Genomic DNA, 16,403 nt, shown 5'->3' with positions numbered 1-16,403 from the left:
TGCTTATTATTAGTCTTGGGTGATAATTTCTTTCCTACTAAGCCTGATTTTGCCACGATTGTCAATGCCAACAACTTTGACGTCAATCATGTCTCCAACAGCAAAGTGGTCAGATACTTTTTCAACACGTTCTTGGGCGATTTCACTGACGTGTAATAACCCACTTGTTCCCATGAAGTCAACAAATGCACCAAAGTCTACAAGCTTGGAAACTTTACCACTATAGATTTGACCAACTTCTGGATCTTGGACGATTTCATTAATCATGTCAAGGGCCAGCTGAAGTCCTTCTTGGCCTACAGCAGCAATTGTGACTTTTCCGTCATCTTCAATATTGATCCGAGCGCCTGACTTTTCACAAATTTCACGGATGACTTTACCACCCGATCCAATGACATCACGGATTTTATCAACGGCGATTTTCAGTGTTTCCATTTGAGGAGCGTGCTCACTGAGGTGTTCGCGAGACTGAGGAAGGGCTTTTTCCATTTCACCGATGATGTGAAGGCGGCCTTGCAAAGCTTGGGCAAGAGCAGACTTCATGATTTCTTCGCTGATACTGGTGATTTTAAGGTCCATTTGCAGGGCAGTAATACCTTCTTTGGTTCCTGCAACTTTAAAGTCCATATCGCCCAGATCATCTTCATCTCCTAAGATATCTGATAAAACAACGAAGTCTTTTCCTTCTTTGATTAAGCCCATCGCAATTCCAGCAACATGACTTTTCAGAGGAATGCCGGCATCCATCATGGCGAGTGATCCACCACACACAGTTGCCATGGAGGAAGATCCATTTGATTCTAGGATTTCAGATACAATACGCAGGGTGTATGGAAATTCTTCTTTTGAAGGGAGCATTGGGTGAAGAGCGCGCCATGCAAGTTTTCCATGACCAACCTCACGGCGGCCTGGCGTTCCCATTCGGCCTGTTTCACCAACAGAGAAGGGAGGGAAGTTGTAGTGCAACATGAAGCCTTCACGGAATTCTCCGGCAAGGGCATCTACCATCAGTTCATCATCAGATGTTCCGAGGGTTGTGACAGCTAGGGCCTGCGTTTCTCCACGGGTAAATAAAGCACTTCCATGACAACGAGGAAGGGGCGCAACAGCGATATCGATGGGACGAACCTGATCAATTTCACGACCATCAATTCTTTTTTGGGTCTTGATCAGTTGATCGCGGACGTACTCTTTTTTGAGGCTTTTGATTAAAGAGGCAAGTTGTGTTGCAAACTCAGGTGTTAATTCTTCAACTGAATACTGTTCGAAAACCTTTGCTGTTATGGCGTCGAGAGCATGTCGGCGTTTCGTCTTGTCTTTGAAGCCATATGCTTTTTTGAGATCATCCTGGATCAGCTTGAAAATTTCGTCTCTACGTGCTTCTTCTGAATCATCCTCAAGAGTGCTTACATCCCAGTCTGGTTTGCCAGCTTCATCTTTCAGCTCTTGAATCATTTCAAGAACGGGCTTGAATCCAGCATGGCCGAACATCACTGCTTTAAGCATTTGCTCTTCTGAGAGCTGGTGGGCCTCGGATTCAACCATCAAAACACCTTCTTGCGTTCCGGCAACAATAAGATCTAGTTTTGAGTTTTCCATTAGATCATTGGTTGGATTGAGCACCAACTCATCGTTAATAATACCAACGCGTGCTGCAGCGAGGGGACCTTGGAAAGGAACGCCTGATAGGCTGGTTGCGGCAGAAGCTGCAATGAGTGCCAAGGCAGAAGGATCCATCTCTTTGTCATAACTTAATAGAGAGCAAATGATCTGAACTTTATTTTTAAATTTTGCGTGAAACAACGGGCGGATGGGACGGTCAATCAGGCGAGATGTCAAAGTTTCCATCTCTGTTGGACGCCCTTCACGTTTGATGTACCCCCCGGGAATCTTACCGATGGCGTAGGTTTTTTCTTGGTAGTGCACCGTAAGCGGGAAGAAAGATTGGCCAGGCGTTGCAGATTTAGCCGCAACAATCGTTGCAAGAATGCTTGTTCCCCCCATCTGCACCATCACAGATGCATCAGCCTGCCGAGCATAACGCCCTGTTTCGATAGAGAGCTCTTGACCTCCCCAATTGATTGTTTTTTTGATGATATTAAACATAACTTAATTCCTATAAATTCAAATGGTTGAGGTCAGTGCTGAAAGTAACGGGTAAAGACAAAACTAGTGACGAAGCCCGAGTTCTTTGATCAACGCTTGATACTGTTCAACGCTGTTGTTTTTGATGTACTTGAGCAAACGACGACGACGGTTCACCATGGCGATCAGGCCGCGTTGTGAGTGTAAGTCTTTTTTGTGAACTTTCATGTGCTCAGTCATATTTTTAATGCGCTCTGTTAAAACAGATACTTGAACTTCAGGAGAACCTGTATCTTTTTCGTTCTGAGCGTGTTTTTTGATGATTTCTTGTTTCTTTTCTTGTGTAATCGACATCGTTTTATCCTTAGTTGGTTAAATATTAAAGACGCGCTTGGGACGTAGGAGCCCGTCTTGAAAGAAAGCCATGGCAATAAGTGCGTTTTTTTCTGATTTACAAGCAACAAGAGTATCGTTTTCAGTGTTTTGTAAACCATTAACTCTGATGGCTTGACCAGACCGCAATAGCTTGATTTGGCTTTCTGTCACCGTTATATCCAGGATGTCGCCCAGAACATAATCCGATGATAGTATGTGTGGTTTTATATCAATGTTGGTATTTTGATCAAGGAATTTCTCACCATCGACAGCATTATTCAGATCAAAAGGGCCAACACGGGTGCGTTTTAAGGCCGTTATATAACCATAACACCCAAGCTTAAGTCCCTATCTCTGGCCAAACTACGGACATATGTGCCCTTGCCACAGTCGATGGTGAATCGAGAAAAATCGGGCGGGTGCTCTGTTAGTGCCAACTCAGAGATGATTATATCTCGGGCTTCAAGTTGGACGTCTTCACCTTGACGAATGCGATCGGATGAACGCTTGCCATCAATTTTAAGAGCTGAGTACTGAGGAGGCATTTGCCTAATTGTGCCAAGAAAGCTGGGCAGAAGCTTTAAGACTTCTTGTTTCGTTGGTCTTTTCTCGCTAACAAAAAGAGGCGCGCCTTCGCTGTCATCTGTTGTTGTTTACTGGCCCCATGTGACCTCAAACTCATATGTTTTCCAGGTGCTCTGCGTATATTGGATGAGTTTTGTGGCTTCTCCCACCGCAACGGGTAAAACGCCACTGGCTAATTGATCAAGCGTTCCAGCATGGCCGACCTTTACTTTAGGGAGGTGTTTTTTGAGACGGTTCAATAAGCAGGCTGACGTTATATGTGCGGGCTTATCAAGGTTGATCCAGCCACTGTAAGCGTTAAGATTCATCTTCTGAAGATACGCTTAAGTCTTTTTGAACTTTATCATTGCTAAGCATTGAGTTGATCCGATCACTTTTGTGAAAGCGATCATCGAGAACAAAAATAAGGTGTGGCATATACTTTAGATATATTTTCTTAGCCAGGAGACTTCGAATTTTTGGTTTGTTCTCATTAAGATAACCCACTGCCTCTTCAGCACTTTTTCCACCAAGGGGGAGTAAAAAAACTCTTGCTGTTTTGACGTCCGTTGACATTTGGGCCTCTGTGACAGTGAGGCTTATGCCTTCTAACCTAGGATCGATGATGGCGATCTCTAGGAAAAGCGTTGCAAGAGATCTTTTGATTTCTTCACCAACCTTCAGACATCTGGGGGAAAGACAAATTCGCATAAAAAACTTTGTTTTGTTCTGTTTGTTATAACGCTATTGTGTCAGAAAACAATGGTAAAAGCGCGCATTATGTTAACGTCAGAGTCCATTCGATCCGAGCTTGCTAAGGCTTATCAAATCATTGCGATGTTAGGATGGGACGATGCTACCTATACCCACTTGACTCACCGCCACCTAACAGAGCCTCATTTTTATATTCAGCCCTTTGGCTTGTTATTTGAAGAGGTGGATGAGAGTTGTTTGGTTGAGATGGACTTCTCTGGAAACCTGATTGCACCCAAAGACGCCAAGATCAATCAAACAGGGCATGCGATCCACAGCGCTATTTATCAGGCAAGGCCAGAGATTCAAGCTGTGTTTCATCTTCACACCCCAGAATCTATTGCCGTTTCTGCTTGCCCTCAGGGGATTTTGCCCATCAGTCAGCATGCTTATCATTTCTATGAGCGTGTGGGTTATTTTGATTATGATGCTTTGACGCTTCATCAAGATACACAAGGGAAAACCATTGCCAATCAAATACATGCACATGTGCCAATCATTATGTTGCGCAATCATGGTACAATCGTTTGTGGTCGGACGGTGCAAGAGGCTTTCTTTTACCAGTACCATTTACAAAAAGCCTGTGAGATCCAATGCTTGTTAGATCCGTTGAAGGCAGAAAGTTATGTGCGGCCATCAGATGACGTATGCAGGCGCGCGCAGAGGGATATTTTGAATTTTGAGAAAGATTTAGGACTGCGTGATTGGCAGGCTTTTAGCCGAAAACTTGCGCGAAAAAAAGCATTTTTAAAAAGTTAGAGCCCTTTTACTTGAATTTGTTGTTCGTGATTCCCACATCATACTTTAAGAGTATGAGGAAATGGAATGAAATTCAAAGTAAACCAATGGTTGCATGATCCGCTAAACGGCATCGGCCAGATTAAATCTTTTGAGACAATGACCATCGGAGATGAGAGCGGTGAGTTTATGCTTTTATCGTTTACGAATCCAAATTTCATTGCCCGGGTTCCAATGAACCGCCTTAAGGAGCGGGGTGTTCGTCCCCTTGCATCTAAAGCGGAGATCAAAAGGGCATTCGCTGTTTTAAAAACAAAACCTAAGTCTTATCGAATGTTGTGGAGCCAAAAGTCTGTTGTGCATGAAACAAAACTTCTCTCTGGCGATCTTCAGCAAATTGCTGAGGTTGTGAGAGATCTGCATCAAGGATTCCAAAATCCTGATTGTGATCAATCTTATACGGAATTCCAGCTTTATCAAAAGTCTCTGATCCGCTTCTATCGTGAAATAGAATTGGTCGAAAGCATCGACGCGCGGCAAGCTCAGAAAAAAATACTTGGGGCACTCAAAGTTGCATAGAAAAGCAAAATAGGATACATCAGATTTGTGTAAGTAAGAGGATCTTGAGATGCGCTTGATTCGTAATGCGGTTTCGGTTGGAAGTTTTACAGCAGTTAGCCGTTTATTGGGCTTTGTAAGAGAGTGGTTGCAAGCACATTACATTGGTGCTTCTATCACAACGGATGCGCTCAACTTTGCCATAAGCTTCCCTTCTTTTTTTCGTCGCATATTTGCAGAGGGCGCCTTGAACGCCTCGTTTGTTCCTATCTTTAGCAGCACATTAGCCGGTGAAGGCGTTGAAGAGGCGCGTCGATTTGCAGAGTCTGTCCTGAGTTTACTTGCTGGTTTTTTAGCGATTTTTGTTTTGTTGATGGTTCTTCAAGCTGAAAATATCATCCCCTGGATCCTGCCTGGTTTCAAGGACCAGCCAGAGCGCCTAGAGTTAACCGTTGGATTTATTCGCATTACCTTTCCTTTTTTATTGTTCATTTCTTTGACAGCCTTTTTTAGTGGCATGTTGAATTCGGTTGAGAGATTTGTTGCAGCGGCCTCATCCCCGGCTGTTGGGAATTTGGTGATTATCGCAACACTGGCCTTATCACCCGATTTTGGTCAAGACCCTGCAAGTGCTTTAGCGATGGGTGTTTTGGGGTGTGGGGTGGCACAATTTTTGTGGGTTTTTATTCCCTCCCAAAGATCTGGTGTGCGGCTGAGGTTAAAAGTTCCGAAACTCTCGCCAAAAGTTAAAATGTTTTTTCGTCGCCTAATGCCAGCTGCTTTGGGCGCAAGTGTTGTGCAAGTTAATCTGATTGTTGATATGATGCTTTCTTCCTATCTTCCAGAGAAGTGTTTTAGCTTTTTGAAGTATGCAGATCGCTTTAGCCAGTTGCCTATTAGCATTATTGGCACTGCGGTTAGTACGGCTTTACTGCCGACATTGAGCCGGCAATTACGTAAGGGAGAATTTGATGATGCCCATAAAAGCCAAAACCGCTCAATCGAGTTTGTGTTGTTTTTCTCTCTGCCCATTATGATTGTTTTTATGTTCATGGCGCATGAAATCATCGCCAGCTTTTATGTTCATGGCAAATTTAAAGTGGCTTATGTTGACCCAACTGCCAAAACATTAATTGCTTTTGTCACGGGTTTACCAGCCTATGTTTTGGTAAAGGTGCTGAGTACAAGTTTCTTTTCTCGCGGTGACACCCGCACCCCTGTTGTGTTGGCCGTAATAGCTGTTTTGCTTAATTTTTGTTTAAATCTGATTCTGATTCAAAAATATCATCAAATAGGGATGGCCACTGCAAGTGCCGTTTCGGCCTTTGCAAATGCTCTTTTGTTAGGTGGATTACTCTATCGTAAAGGATTTTTAAAGGCAGACTATAAATTAAAACGTTTTATCCCTCGGATTTTCTTAACCACAGCGGCTTTAACTGGATATATGATGTGGATACATCCCGTTGTAATGCAGGGGGTGCAGACGATGATTTCTGCTCAATGGTTTGTGACGCTTTTATCCCTTTCTTGCGCTGGGCTCTTTTATTTAGGGTTTGCTTATTTGATTGGTACATACACATTGGGCCGTGTGCAGGAACATTTGTCTGCGGCACACAAATAAAACAGACTTTCTCCATGGAAAAAAGCCCCTGTTTGGGGTAGTGTTTGATAAACATTTTGAGCCGGGTATGACTACTTTTCTGAAAAAACAAGCCGATTGTATTCGTTTTTTAGCCGTTGATGCTGTTGAAAAAGCTCGTTCTGGCCATCCAGGTTTGCCCATGGGCATGGCAGACGTGATGACGGTGCTCTATCGAGATTTCCTAAAATATAACCCGCAAGATCCTTTGTGGCCTGATCGTGATCGTTTTGTTTTATCAGCGGGCCATGGATCGATGATGCTTTACGCGGTTTTGTATCTGACGGGGTACGAAAACATGACATTAGACCAGCTTAAGAATTTTAGAAAGCTTGGTTCTGAAACACCGGGGCATCCTGAGCATAATCCAGCTTATGGTATTGAGACAACCACAGGTCCTTTAGGTCAAGGTGTTGCCAATGCTGTGGGGATGGCAATGGCAGAGCGATTGTTATCGCACCAATATCCAGAGTTCATGGATCATGATACCTATGTTCTTGCTGGAGATGGTTGCCTCATGGAGGGCATTACTCAAGAAGCTATTAGTTTTGCCGGTCATCAGCAATTGAGCAAGCTAACCCTTTTATTTGATGATAATGGTATTACTATTGATGGGAAAACAGAGCTGGCCATTACGATTGATCATCAACAGTTCTTTGAATCTTGTGGCTGGCATGTTGTGAAGGTTGATGGGCATGATTGTGATGCTATTTATGCAGCCCTGCAAGCAGCCAAAGCTGAGAACCAAAAGCCAACAGCTATTTTGTGTAAAACAGTTATTGGATATGGCGCGCCCACAAAAGCAGGGACAGAGGCTGTTCATGGCAGTCCATTAGGGGCGCAAGAAACAGAATTGCTTCGTGAGGCTTTTGATTGGCCATATGAACCCTTTGAGATTCCAGATGAGCTTAAGCAAAGTTGGGAGGCTATGCCGCATCGGTGTAACGAAGCTTACTCTAAATGGCACAATGCCCTTGAGCTTTTGTCTGATGATCGGCGGGACGATTTTTTTCAAAGACTGAATCGTCAGATAACCTTTGATTCAAAGGCTGATTTTTCTCATACCATGGCAACTCATTTAGAAAATAAAGATATGGCAACCCGCAAGTGCAGTGATGTTGTTTTATCAGACTTGGTTAAATTTGTGCTTGAGCTTATCGGCGGATCTGCAGATCTGACGGGATCAAATAATACGCGTGTGGCAGGGATGATGGCCATACAAGCTCAGCACCCCTTTGGTAATTACATTCATTATGGTATCCGTGAACATGCCATGGCTGGGATTATGAATGGCTTGGCGACTCATGGTGGTTTTATTCCATATGGGGGCACGTTTTTGGTTTTTTCAGATTATTGCCGGGCATCAATCAGGCTTTCAGCATTAATGGGGTTGAGGGTGATATATGTGTTAACGCATGATTCGATTGGCCTTGGCGAAGATGGACCAACGCATCAGCCCATTGAGCAATTGATGAGCTTGAGGCTTATTCCCAATCTTTTGGTGTTTCGTCCTGCAGATTTGGTTGAGACAGCTGAAGCTTGGCAGTGTGCTTTGCAAGAGACATCACGGCCCTCTGCCATTGTGTTGAGCCGACAGAATTTGCCGCAACTCAACAGCTGGCGAGAAAATAATAAATCAAAAAAAGGGGCATATCGGCTTTGTAGTCATAGCTCTGTGATTCAATTCACACTCATAGCTACAGGCTCAGAAGTTTCCCTGGCTCTAGAAGTGTATGAAAAACTCACCGAAGCAGGGTATAAAGGGGCCTTGGTTTCCATGCCCTGCACAGACTATTTCGAGCAGTTAACCCCTGAAGAAAAAACAGAAATTATCGGGGATGAGTCTGTTAAAAAATTTGTTATTGAAGCTGGTACATCAAAGGGATGGGCTTCTATCTTGAATCAAATAGTGACTGTTTTTGGGATTGATACTTATGGTGTTTCTGCGCCTAAAGAGGATGCTTATGGGCATTTTGGACTTACCCCTGATGTGCTTGTAAAAAAAATAAAATCAACATTAGAAGAGTAGGAAAGAGAATATGAAAAAACGAATTGCTATTAATGGTTTTGGCCGTATTGGCCGCTTGGTCTTAAGAGCGCTATTGGAAAGACAGGAATGTGATTTAGAAGTAGTGGCCATCAATGATTTGGCAGATCCAGAAACATCTGCGCATTTGTTGCGTTATGATTCCGTTCATGGTCCTTTGACAGAGAGCTGTACCCTTGAAGGTGAATTCCTTAAAGGGGACGGTTTTTCAATCCGTATGTTGTCAGAACGCGATCCCTCCAAACTGCCTTGGCAAGAGATGAATGTAGATTTGGTGATGGAGTGCTCAGGCATATTCACCAAGAAAGAAAAAGCATCTGCCCATTTAAAAGCGGGCGCAAAAAAAGTTTTGATTTCAGCTCCTTCGCCCGATGCTGACCAGACAATTGTTTATGGCGTGAATGATCACGTTTTGACAGCTCAAGATATCATTGTTTCGAATGCTTCGTGCACGACAAACTGCTTAGCGCCTGTGGCAGCAACCCTGGATCAAACTGTTGGCATTGAATCCGGGTACATGACAACTATTCATGCTTACACTGGTGATCAAAGTCTCATTGACCGGGCACACAGTGATTTGCGTCGTGCTCGGGCCGGGGCTTTATCTCTGATCCCAACATCAACCGGTGCCGCTAAGGCTGTTGGATTGGTTCTTCCACAATTAGAAGGTAAGCTAGATGGCACAGCTATTCGGTTGCCCACAGCCAATGTTTCTCTGGTTGATTTTACGTTTCGCACGCCCGCCAAAACAACTGTAGAGGCAATCAATAAAGCGATGGAAGACGCTGCAAAAGGGCCCTTAAAAGGCGTCCTTGGCATTAATAGCGCGCCGTTGGTTTCAACGGACTTTAATCACAATCCCCATAGTTCTATTTTTGATGTGACTCAAACACAAGTAGTACAAGGCCAGTTCTGCCGCATCCTCTCCTGGTATGATAATGAGTGGGGGTTTTCCAACCGGATGCTTGATACAGCAACAGTGATGACACAGTTAGGATAAGTTCTAGAGCGCCATTCTGCTAGAATATGCCGCGGAACATAAGGGCCTCAGCCATGTGGTCTTGTTTAACCACAGTGCTTTGGGCAAGATCTGCAATGGTTAAAGCCACTTTAATGCTGCGATAATACGTTCGTGCCTATAAATGATATTTTTCAGATGCTTGGTTAAGTATGGCTTTCGCTGGCTCGGAGAGAAAACCAGATTCTTCAATATACCTGTTGGAAATGCGGACATTGGTTTCATAAGGTAAATCTTGAAAGCGTTCCGTTTGTTTAAGACGTGCATTCGCAACCCGTTTGGCTATAACGGGACTTGATTCGCCGCTATCTAGAGAGCTCAAGGCGTGTGGCGTGACCCGATCAACGGTCAAATGCAAATCTATACGGTCCAGAATCGGCCCAGATAAGCGTTGTTGATAAAGTTGAGAACAATTTCTTTGGGGCTGGCATTGTGCTTGTGGTGTGTTGAAGTATCCACATTTACAAGGATTCATGGCGGCAATCAGCTGAAATTTTGCTGGAAATGTAATGTGAGCATTGGCTCTGGCGATAACCGCTTGCCCCGATTCAATGGGCTGACGAAGGGATTCGAGGGTATCTCGAGAATATTCAGGAAATTCATCCATAAAAAGAACACCGTGATGTGCCAGAGAAATTTCACCAGGCCTCACTTTTATTCCACCCCCAATTAATGCCACCTTAGAGGCTGAGTGATGAGGGTTTCTGAACGGGCGTTCTTGAAGCAGTTGACCTTGTTTTAAATGGCCAGAAATACTGTGAATACTAGATATTTCAAGAGATTCTTGCGGTGATAAGGGGGGGAGAATGGAAACCATGCGCTCTGCAAGCATGGACTTCCCAGCGCCGGGTGGCCCATTGAGTAAAACGTTATGCCCACCTGCCGCAGCAATCTCAAGCGCGCGTTTAGCGAGTTTTTGCCCCTTCACTTGTGTGAAAATCAAGTCGTGATTTGATGGGAGGTTTCAATGTTGAAGGCGGCGTTAAAATTGTTTTTTCACCTTTGAGCGTTTGGATAAGCGCTGTTAGCGTAGGCGCAAGCACATACTTTCACTCCTTCTATCCATTGGGCTTCAGCAGCATTATCATGAGGGCATATCATCTTTTTACCATTGTTAAAGGCATACATGGCAATAGGCAAGGCGCCCAAGACCGAACGAATGGATCCATCGAGTTCAAGCTCTCCAACAGCAATAGCATCTGAGATTAAGGTTTTGTCTAAAACGTCCAAAGCTGCTAGCAAAGCAAGCGTAATGGGAAAGTCAAAGTGACTTCCTTCTTTTTGTAGATCAGCGGGGGAGAGATTGATGGTGATTTTTTTTGCCGGAAGCGTAAATCCAATAGAATAAAGAGCGCTGCGAACCCGTTCACGCGATTCGGTGACAGCTTTATCGGGCAGGCCCACAATGTGAATGCCAGGCAGGCCGTTTGCTGCTTGGACCTGAACATCAATAGGCGCAATATCAATGCCTTGAAAAATAGTCGTTTGAATTTTAGCGACCATACCGCACTCTCTTCCTTTTGTTTGAGTTCACTCTCACAAACGTCTAAGAAGCATCCCTTGACTGGTTGATAAAACTAAAAATTAGTAATTAGGTGAATCAAGCGTAATGTAACTTACAACTTTCTCAACCCCTGTTATGCTGCGCGCAGCATTGATAACTTTTTGGCGTATTTGTTCGTTTGGCGCTTTGCCAAGAATATATACAATACCCCGATAAACTTCGTAGGTATAGTCATCTCGCATGATGTCACCCATGACAAGCAGAGACCAGCCAAGCCGTTTTGAAATATAGCTATCGTTCACATAATCTACGGTTGAGCTGTAACTACGTCCAACAATAATATGATTGTAAACTTTTGCTACGGATTTAATATCACAAACCACTTTCTCGGCTATTTGTTTCTCTTTCTCTGTTTTAACAGAGCAGGCGAGTAAAACACGTCCTTCAAAAATGGCGTAACAAACATCCCCAAGGATTTCTATATTTTCTTTAAAGAGGGCATAATCAATTTTATTGCTTAAATCAAAGTCACTCACAGATTTATCGGCTAGAGAAACGCGGCGCGCAGATGAGCACCCCACCAGAAAGCATAAAGCGAGTAAAAAAGGAAGAATTTTGAGTCTGTGTTTAGTGTGCATGATCAATACTAAGAGCATTTAGGTGATGTTTAAGCTGATAGTAACGATTTATTAAAATGACATCAAACCTTATTTGGGCGGTGGGTGGTATGTTGCGTTGATAGGAGGTCGCTGCTTGAGTGATTCTTCTGATTTGTTTGTGTGTAAGGGCGTAGGCACCTTGATGATGATGGGCGCGGTACTTAACCTCAATAAAAATATAAGCGCTCCCTTTTTTGGCAATAAGATCAATTTCTCCATATGGTGTTTTGACTCTGTGAGCGATGATCTTGTATCCGCAAAAGAGCAAATAGCTACTCGCCAGAAGCTCGGCAGCATATCCGCGAAGCCATGGCCAGTATCTTTTTTGTGTGCTTGTTGAAAAAATCTTTTTTAAATGAACAAAGATCATGATTTAATATGACACGGAAATATATAAGCAGGTAGTGAAATAAAATTTATGAGACACAGATCTTTAATCAAACTCGTTCTTTTCTTCTTTTGTCTTTTTTCTTATCAAGCCATTGCTAATCCGAGGATGATGGAAAAAGTTGCTGTTCTGCTCCCCTTGTCAGGTAAAAATGCTAAAATGGGACAAGCTGTTCTCAATGGCATAAAGCTCTCTTATTTTAAGTTTAAACCCTCTACAGTTCTGAAAATTTATGATACGGGGAGTGATCTTGAGAAACTTGATCAATGTCTAAAGGCTATTCGTTTGGATATGATTCAAATTGTTATAGGGCCTATTTTTAAAGAGGATATTGAAGCCATTAGAGAATTTTCATTTTTTGTTCAGCCTTATTTTTTCACCCTTTCAAATCAAGAGGAGCTCTCATCCTCTCATATATTTAATTTTGGTTTAACGCCGCGCCAACAAATTAATTCTTTTGCGACGTCTGGGTATTTATCTGATGACCATATTTCATCAATCAACCTGCTTGCGCCGAAAAGTGAATTTGGATACGCCTGTGCCCAGGCTGCAACAAAGCAAGACCTTTTTTCTTTTCAGGTTCATAACCTTGAAAACGCTCAAGAGGCCCAGAGAATTAAGTTCAATGAGCACTCAAACCAATATTCACTGGTGATCGTAATGGGTTGGGATTTGGAGAGTGTGCCCGTGGCAGCTTACCTAAAAATGGCAAATCCTAATGTTAAACTGACATTCTTAGGAGATTATGATTTTCAAAATCTACAAATCAAAGATGATCCTGTCCTAAAACGAGCACCTCATATCTCTTTTGATAATCGATTGGTTCAGCAATTCACAAAGAATTACCAGAAAAATTATAATGAGCCACCCCATCTTCTTTCTTTTTATGGTTTTGATGTCGCATCGGTTGTGTTTTTAACGCTGAAGAAATCAAATGATGAAGGAAAAGAATTCAGCGACGTGCTTTCACAAACAAGATATCAGGCTACTTCTGGGACGCTAGAGATTAACCCGGAGAATGGTAAAATAGAAAGAGTGCTTCAAATTGTTGCTTAAGGATTTCAGTTTTAAATAAGACCGTCTAGTCCAGATAGAATCATGAGAACCCCAAAAATAAAAATACAAAGAGAAGATACACGATTAATAACCAAGATTAAATCTAACTGATCTTGAGTTTCCAGCTCGGGTATGAGCCATCTTAGGGGAATCAGTAGTTTTTTGAAGGGGCCTTTCATCATCTTTTGGGGTGATAAGTATGTGCCTGCGGCAACCAGCTTGGCAACAATCAAAGAAAGAATCACCCACCAGAGCAAAGCGCCTACAAAGACGCCTAAAGCGAGAGAAATAATACGATAGGATGTTAGCTGATCGTTTAAAATGCCAAATTTTCCAAACATGGCTAGAAACAAGAAAGTTGTCATGGGGCTTAGAAAAGTCATGATCATTGTTGTCCAACAAGCTCGAAACATACTATGGTTTTGTTCATCCATGCCTTGATCAAACTTTATCGACGCGCGTCGAATTTTATTTGCAAGATAGACTAAAAAAACACCGCCAACGAGCTCAAAGTAATGCATGTAGTCTTTGATCCATTGTTCAACAAATGAGGCGCCATATCCGGCTATGATTGTGTAAAATGCATCAGCAATTGAGGCGCCCAGCCCTGTTATGACGCCAGCAAGAAGGCCGTAGGCTGATGCTTGACGGATGCAAAAGATACCGATCGGTCCGATCGGCGCGGCAACAGAGAATCCAATTGCAACGCCTACGTATACATAAAACAATTGAAAATCCATTAGACTATTTTTCCCTAACTTTATCTGATTGGCTTTTTTCAATCAAATGTCGAGTCATATGCTTTTAAAAATTAAAAGAGGGCATTTAAGCCCTCTTTTAATTTATTTTCTTGATGAATTAGCCCGCCAGGGTTGCAAGGAGTAAAATCGCTACAATGTTAATGATTTTAATCATTGGATTAATGGCTGGACCGGCCGTATCTTTGTAAGGATCCCCCACGGTGTCTCCGGTGATTGAGGCTTTATGGGCTTCAGACCCTTTTCCACCATGGTGACCATCTTCTATATATTTCTTAGCATTATCCCATGCACCCCCTCCAGATGTCATGGAGATTGCAACAAAGATACCGGTCACAATTGTACCCAATAGCATGGCACCAATTGCTTCAAATGCCTCTTTATTGCCGGCAAAAGGAAGAAGATGCGCAATAACAACATAAAGAACAATAGGGGCTAATATTGGTAGCAAAGAAGGTAATATCATCTCACGAATCGCTGATTTTGTGAGAAGATCGACAGCCTTGCCATATTCTGGTTTGGTTTCACCTGTCATAATCCCTTTGATTTCTTTGAACTGACGTCTCACTTCAATGACAACCTGTCCACCTGCTCTTCCTACTGCCATCATACCCATGGCTCCAAAAAGATAGGGTAGCATCCCTCCTAGGAAAAGGCCGATCACAACAAATGGATTGGTTAAGCTAAAGTCAAGAGTTAGATCCGGGAAGTAGTGGCTAATATCTTGGTTATAAGCTGCAAATAAAACCAAAGAGGCTAGGGCTGCAGAACCAATGGCATATCCTTTTGTGACAGCCTTTGTTGTATTCCCAACAGCATCCAGTGCATCTGTCACTTTTCGTACTTCGGGCGGAAGCTCAGACATCTCAGCAATTCCTCCAGCATTATCTGTTACGGGACCGTACGCATCGAGCGCAACAATAATACCAGCCAGAGATAACATCGTTGTGGCAGAAATTCCAATGCCGTATAGCCCCCCAATGTGAGCGGAAAACAGGATAGCAATAACAATGACAATAATTGGAAGTGCCGTTGCTTCCATGGAAATGGCTAGGCCTTGAATAATGTTTGTGGCATGCCCGGTTTCAGACGCTTTTGCAACACTTCTAACAGGACGATAACTTGTTGATGTGTAATATTCAGTAATCCAAACAAGAAGGCCCGTTACGGCAAGGCCGATGAAGCTACAGTACGCCATGGTCCAAAAATCAACTTGATGACCTGTCGTTTGTGTCCAAGAGCTATCTCCCATCAGTAGGTGGGTTGCACCAAGAATAAAGACAAACGATAGAATACCACTGGCAATTAAACCTTTGTATAGCGCTTGCATTATATTTTCGTTTTTACCAAGCTTGACAAAGAATGTTCCTAGCACGCTAGCAATAATGCAAGATCCCCCAATGAGAAGAGGATAAACCATTGCTGACTTTTCAATGGCTGCATCGAAAAAGATTGCTCCTAGCATCATGGTTGCAACAATAGTCACAACATAGGTCTCAAATAAATCTGCTGCCATACCAGCGCAATCACCAACATTATCACCAACGTTATCTGCAATAACAGCTGGATTTCTTGGATCATCTTCTGGAATGCCCGCTTCAATTTTCCCCACAAGGTCAGCACCGACATCAGCACCTTTGGTGAAAATTCCACCACCAAGCCGCGCAAAAATTGATATTAAAGAAGCACCAAAACTGAGGCCAACGAGGGCTTCAATCACATACCGGGACGAGTGTTGTTCAGCTAAAATAGAGTAGTAAGCAAAAACGCCTAGAAGCGCCAGACCAACAACGAGAAATCCGGTTACAGCACCAGACTGAAAAGCGATGTTGAGCGCTTTTGTGATGCTTGAGCGTGCTGCTTCAGCTGTTCTGACGTTTGCACGAACCGAAACATTCATTCCAATGTATCCAGCGATTGCAGAGAGGATAGCGCCAATAGCAAAGCCGATGGCAACATGGGCACCTAATGTGAAGTAAATGATGAGGGCAATGACCACCCCTACATATGTAATGGCGCGATACTGACGGTTTAGATAAGCGGCAGCACCTTCTTGAATAGCAAGTGCAATTTCCCGCATTTTGTCAGTGCCTTGTGACTGAGCTAGGATGGATCTAGATACAAAAAAGCCATAGCCAAGGGCAGTGACGCCAGAAATTAAAATAATGAGTGATATGATGTCCATAAGTTCCTCTTTGAAGTATTTTTATAAAATTAGCCTTATCACTTCTGACAAATTTTTCCCATTTCTGCAAGAAGAT

Annotated in this window: 16 protein-coding genes and 1 pseudogene; 6 read left to right on the top strand and 11 right to left on the bottom strand. The window is 43.1% G+C overall.

Annotation, left to right across the window (positions count from 1 at the left end):
* Positions 1-9: 9 nt before the first annotated feature.
* The 6 genes from pnp to rbfA form a co-directional block, all read right to left on the bottom strand.
* Positions 10-2,106 (bottom strand): polyribonucleotide nucleotidyltransferase, encoded by a 2,097-nt coding sequence (pnp, locus tag C0582_04245; protein ID PLX29745.1) that lies wholly within the window; start codon positions 2,104-2,106, stop codon positions 10-12.
* A 63-nt stretch (positions 2,107-2,169) separates the two neighbouring features.
* Positions 2,170-2,439, bottom strand: coding sequence for a 30S ribosomal protein S15 (locus C0582_04240; protein ID PLX29744.1), 270 nt, complete (start codon positions 2,437-2,439; stop codon positions 2,170-2,172).
* An 18-nt stretch (positions 2,440-2,457) separates the two neighbouring features.
* Positions 2,458-2,781 (bottom strand): hypothetical protein, encoded by a 324-nt coding sequence (locus C0582_04235; protein PLX29743.1) that lies wholly within the window; start codon positions 2,779-2,781, stop codon positions 2,458-2,460.
* The gene (locus C0582_04230; protein ID PLX29742.1) at positions 2,778-3,005 is read right to left on the bottom strand and encodes a hypothetical protein; all 228 of its coding nucleotides are present in this window, start codon (positions 3,003-3,005) and stop codon (positions 2,778-2,780) included. The genes C0582_04235 and C0582_04230 overlap by 4 nt, the downstream gene beginning before the upstream one ends.
* A gap of 108 nt (positions 3,006-3,113) precedes the next feature.
* Entirely contained in the window at positions 3,114-3,353 is a 240-nt protein-coding gene (locus C0582_04225; GenBank protein PLX29741.1) for a hypothetical protein, read from the bottom strand.
* Positions 3,343-3,735 carry a 30S ribosome-binding factor RbfA gene (gene rbfA / locus C0582_04220; protein PLX29740.1) on the bottom strand — a complete coding sequence of 131 codons (393 nt, stop codon included), beginning with the start codon at positions 3,733-3,735 and terminating at the stop codon, positions 3,343-3,345. Before rbfA ends, C0582_04225 begins: the two co-directional genes overlap by 11 nt.
* Before the next feature lie 51 nt (positions 3,736-3,786).
* On the opposite strand from rbfA, the gene C0582_04215 reads away from it, so the two are divergent.
* The 5 genes from C0582_04215 (at position 3,787) to gap (ending at position 9,759) form a co-directional block, all read left to right on the top strand.
* The gene (locus tag C0582_04215) at positions 3,787-4,536 is read left to right on the top strand and encodes a hypothetical protein (GenBank protein ID PLX29739.1); all 750 of its coding nucleotides are present in this window, start codon (positions 3,787-3,789) and stop codon (positions 4,534-4,536) included.
* 66 nt (positions 4,537-4,602) lie between these two features.
* Positions 4,603-5,094, top strand: coding sequence for a hypothetical protein (locus C0582_04210; GenBank protein PLX29738.1), 492 nt, complete (start codon positions 4,603-4,605; stop codon positions 5,092-5,094).
* Between the two features lie 49 nt (positions 5,095-5,143).
* Positions 5,144-6,694: a murein biosynthesis integral membrane protein MurJ gene (gene mviN / locus C0582_04205; protein PLX29737.1), complete on the top strand. Its 1,551-nt coding sequence runs from the start codon at positions 5,144-5,146 to the stop codon at positions 6,692-6,694.
* Between the two features lie 67 nt (positions 6,695-6,761).
* Positions 6,762-8,741 carry a transketolase gene (gene tkt, locus C0582_04200; protein PLX29736.1) on the top strand — a complete coding sequence of 660 codons (1,980 nt, stop codon included), beginning with the start codon at positions 6,762-6,764 and terminating at the stop codon, positions 8,739-8,741.
* A 10-nt stretch (positions 8,742-8,751) separates the two neighbouring features.
* Complete coding sequence (gene gap / locus C0582_04195) at positions 8,752-9,759, top strand: type I glyceraldehyde-3-phosphate dehydrogenase (GenBank protein PLX29735.1); 1,008 nt, start codon at positions 8,752-8,754, stop codon at positions 9,757-9,759.
* 19 nt (positions 9,760-9,778) lie between these two features.
* Here gap and C0582_04190 read toward each other — a convergent pair.
* From C0582_04190 to C0582_04180, 3 genes and pseudogenes are all read right to left on the bottom strand, one after another.
* Positions 9,779-11,280: pseudogene (locus C0582_04190) on the bottom strand (AAA family ATPase).
* Between the two features lie 81 nt (positions 11,281-11,361).
* Positions 11,362-11,937, bottom strand: a complete 576-nt coding sequence (locus tag C0582_04185) for a hypothetical protein (protein PLX29734.1) — start codon at positions 11,935-11,937, stop codon at positions 11,362-11,364.
* Entirely contained in the window at positions 11,909-12,310 is a 402-nt protein-coding gene (locus tag C0582_04180; GenBank protein PLX29733.1) for a YraN family protein, read from the bottom strand. The genes C0582_04185 and C0582_04180 overlap by 29 nt, the downstream gene beginning before the upstream one ends.
* 48 nt (positions 12,311-12,358) lie before the next feature.
* Here C0582_04180 and C0582_04175 point away from each other — a divergent pair, with 48 nt between their 5' ends.
* A complete protein-coding gene (locus tag C0582_04175; protein ID PLX29732.1) occupies positions 12,359-13,384 on the top strand; it encodes a hypothetical protein in 1,026 nt (341 codons plus the stop codon).
* 11 nt (positions 13,385-13,395) lie between these two features.
* Here the strand turns inward: C0582_04175 and C0582_04170 are convergent, their stop codons facing one another.
* Both C0582_04170 and hppA read right to left on the bottom strand, forming a co-directional pair.
* Positions 13,396-14,124, bottom strand: coding sequence for a hypothetical protein (locus C0582_04170; GenBank protein PLX29731.1), 729 nt, complete (start codon positions 14,122-14,124; stop codon positions 13,396-13,398).
* A 118-nt stretch (positions 14,125-14,242) separates the two neighbouring features.
* Positions 14,243-16,327: a sodium-translocating pyrophosphatase gene (gene hppA, locus C0582_04165; protein PLX29730.1), complete on the bottom strand. Its 2,085-nt coding sequence runs from the start codon at positions 16,325-16,327 to the stop codon at positions 14,243-14,245.
* Between the last annotated feature and the right edge of the window lie 76 nt (positions 16,328-16,403).

The sequence above is a fragment of the Alphaproteobacteria bacterium genome, from assembly GCA_002869105.1.
In the GTDB taxonomy this organism is placed as follows: domain Bacteria; phylum Pseudomonadota; class Alphaproteobacteria; order UBA7879; family UBA7879; genus UBA7879.
Note: the sequence above shows the minus strand (reverse complement) of the source record. Positions and strands in the feature narration are given on the sequence as shown.

Coding starts and splice junctions, on each gene's coding strand:
- mviN (PLX29737.1), top strand. CDS start 5,144: ATGCGCTTGATTCGTAATGCGGTTTCGGTTGGAAGTTTTACAGCAGTT.
- C0582_04230 (PLX29742.1), bottom strand. CDS start 3,005: ATGCCTCCTCAGTACTCAGCTCTTAAAATTGATGGCAAGCGTTCATCC.
- C0582_04185 (PLX29734.1), bottom strand. CDS start 11,937: ATGCTCTTAGTATTGATCATGCACACTAAACACAGACTCAAAATTCTT.
- pnp (PLX29745.1), bottom strand. CDS start 2,106: ATGTTTAATATCATCAAAAAAACAATCAATTGGGGAGGTCAAGAGCTC.
- C0582_04210 (PLX29738.1), top strand. CDS start 4,603: ATGAAATTCAAAGTAAACCAATGGTTGCATGATCCGCTAAACGGCATC.
- C0582_04175 (PLX29732.1), top strand. CDS start 12,359: ATGAGACACAGATCTTTAATCAAACTCGTTCTTTTCTTCTTTTGTCTT.
- C0582_04170 (PLX29731.1), bottom strand. CDS start 14,124: ATGGATTTTCAATTGTTTTATGTATACGTAGGCGTTGCAATTGGATTC.
- C0582_04240 (PLX29744.1), bottom strand. CDS start 2,439: ATGTCGATTACACAAGAAAAGAAACAAGAAATCATCAAAAAACACGCT.
- gap (PLX29735.1), top strand. CDS start 8,752: ATGAAAAAACGAATTGCTATTAATGGTTTTGGCCGTATTGGCCGCTTG.
- rbfA (PLX29740.1), bottom strand. CDS start 3,735: ATGCGAATTTGTCTTTCCCCCAGATGTCTGAAGGTTGGTGAAGAAATC.
- C0582_04180 (PLX29733.1), bottom strand. CDS start 12,310: ATGATCTTTGTTCATTTAAAAAAGATTTTTTCAACAAGCACACAAAAA.
- tkt (PLX29736.1), top strand. CDS start 6,762: ATGACTACTTTTCTGAAAAAACAAGCCGATTGTATTCGTTTTTTAGCC.
- C0582_04215 (PLX29739.1), top strand. CDS start 3,787: ATGGTAAAAGCGCGCATTATGTTAACGTCAGAGTCCATTCGATCCGAG.
- hppA (PLX29730.1), bottom strand. CDS start 16,327: ATGGACATCATATCACTCATTATTTTAATTTCTGGCGTCACTGCCCTT.
- C0582_04225 (PLX29741.1), bottom strand. CDS start 3,353: ATGAATCTTAACGCTTACAGTGGCTGGATCAACCTTGATAAGCCCGCA.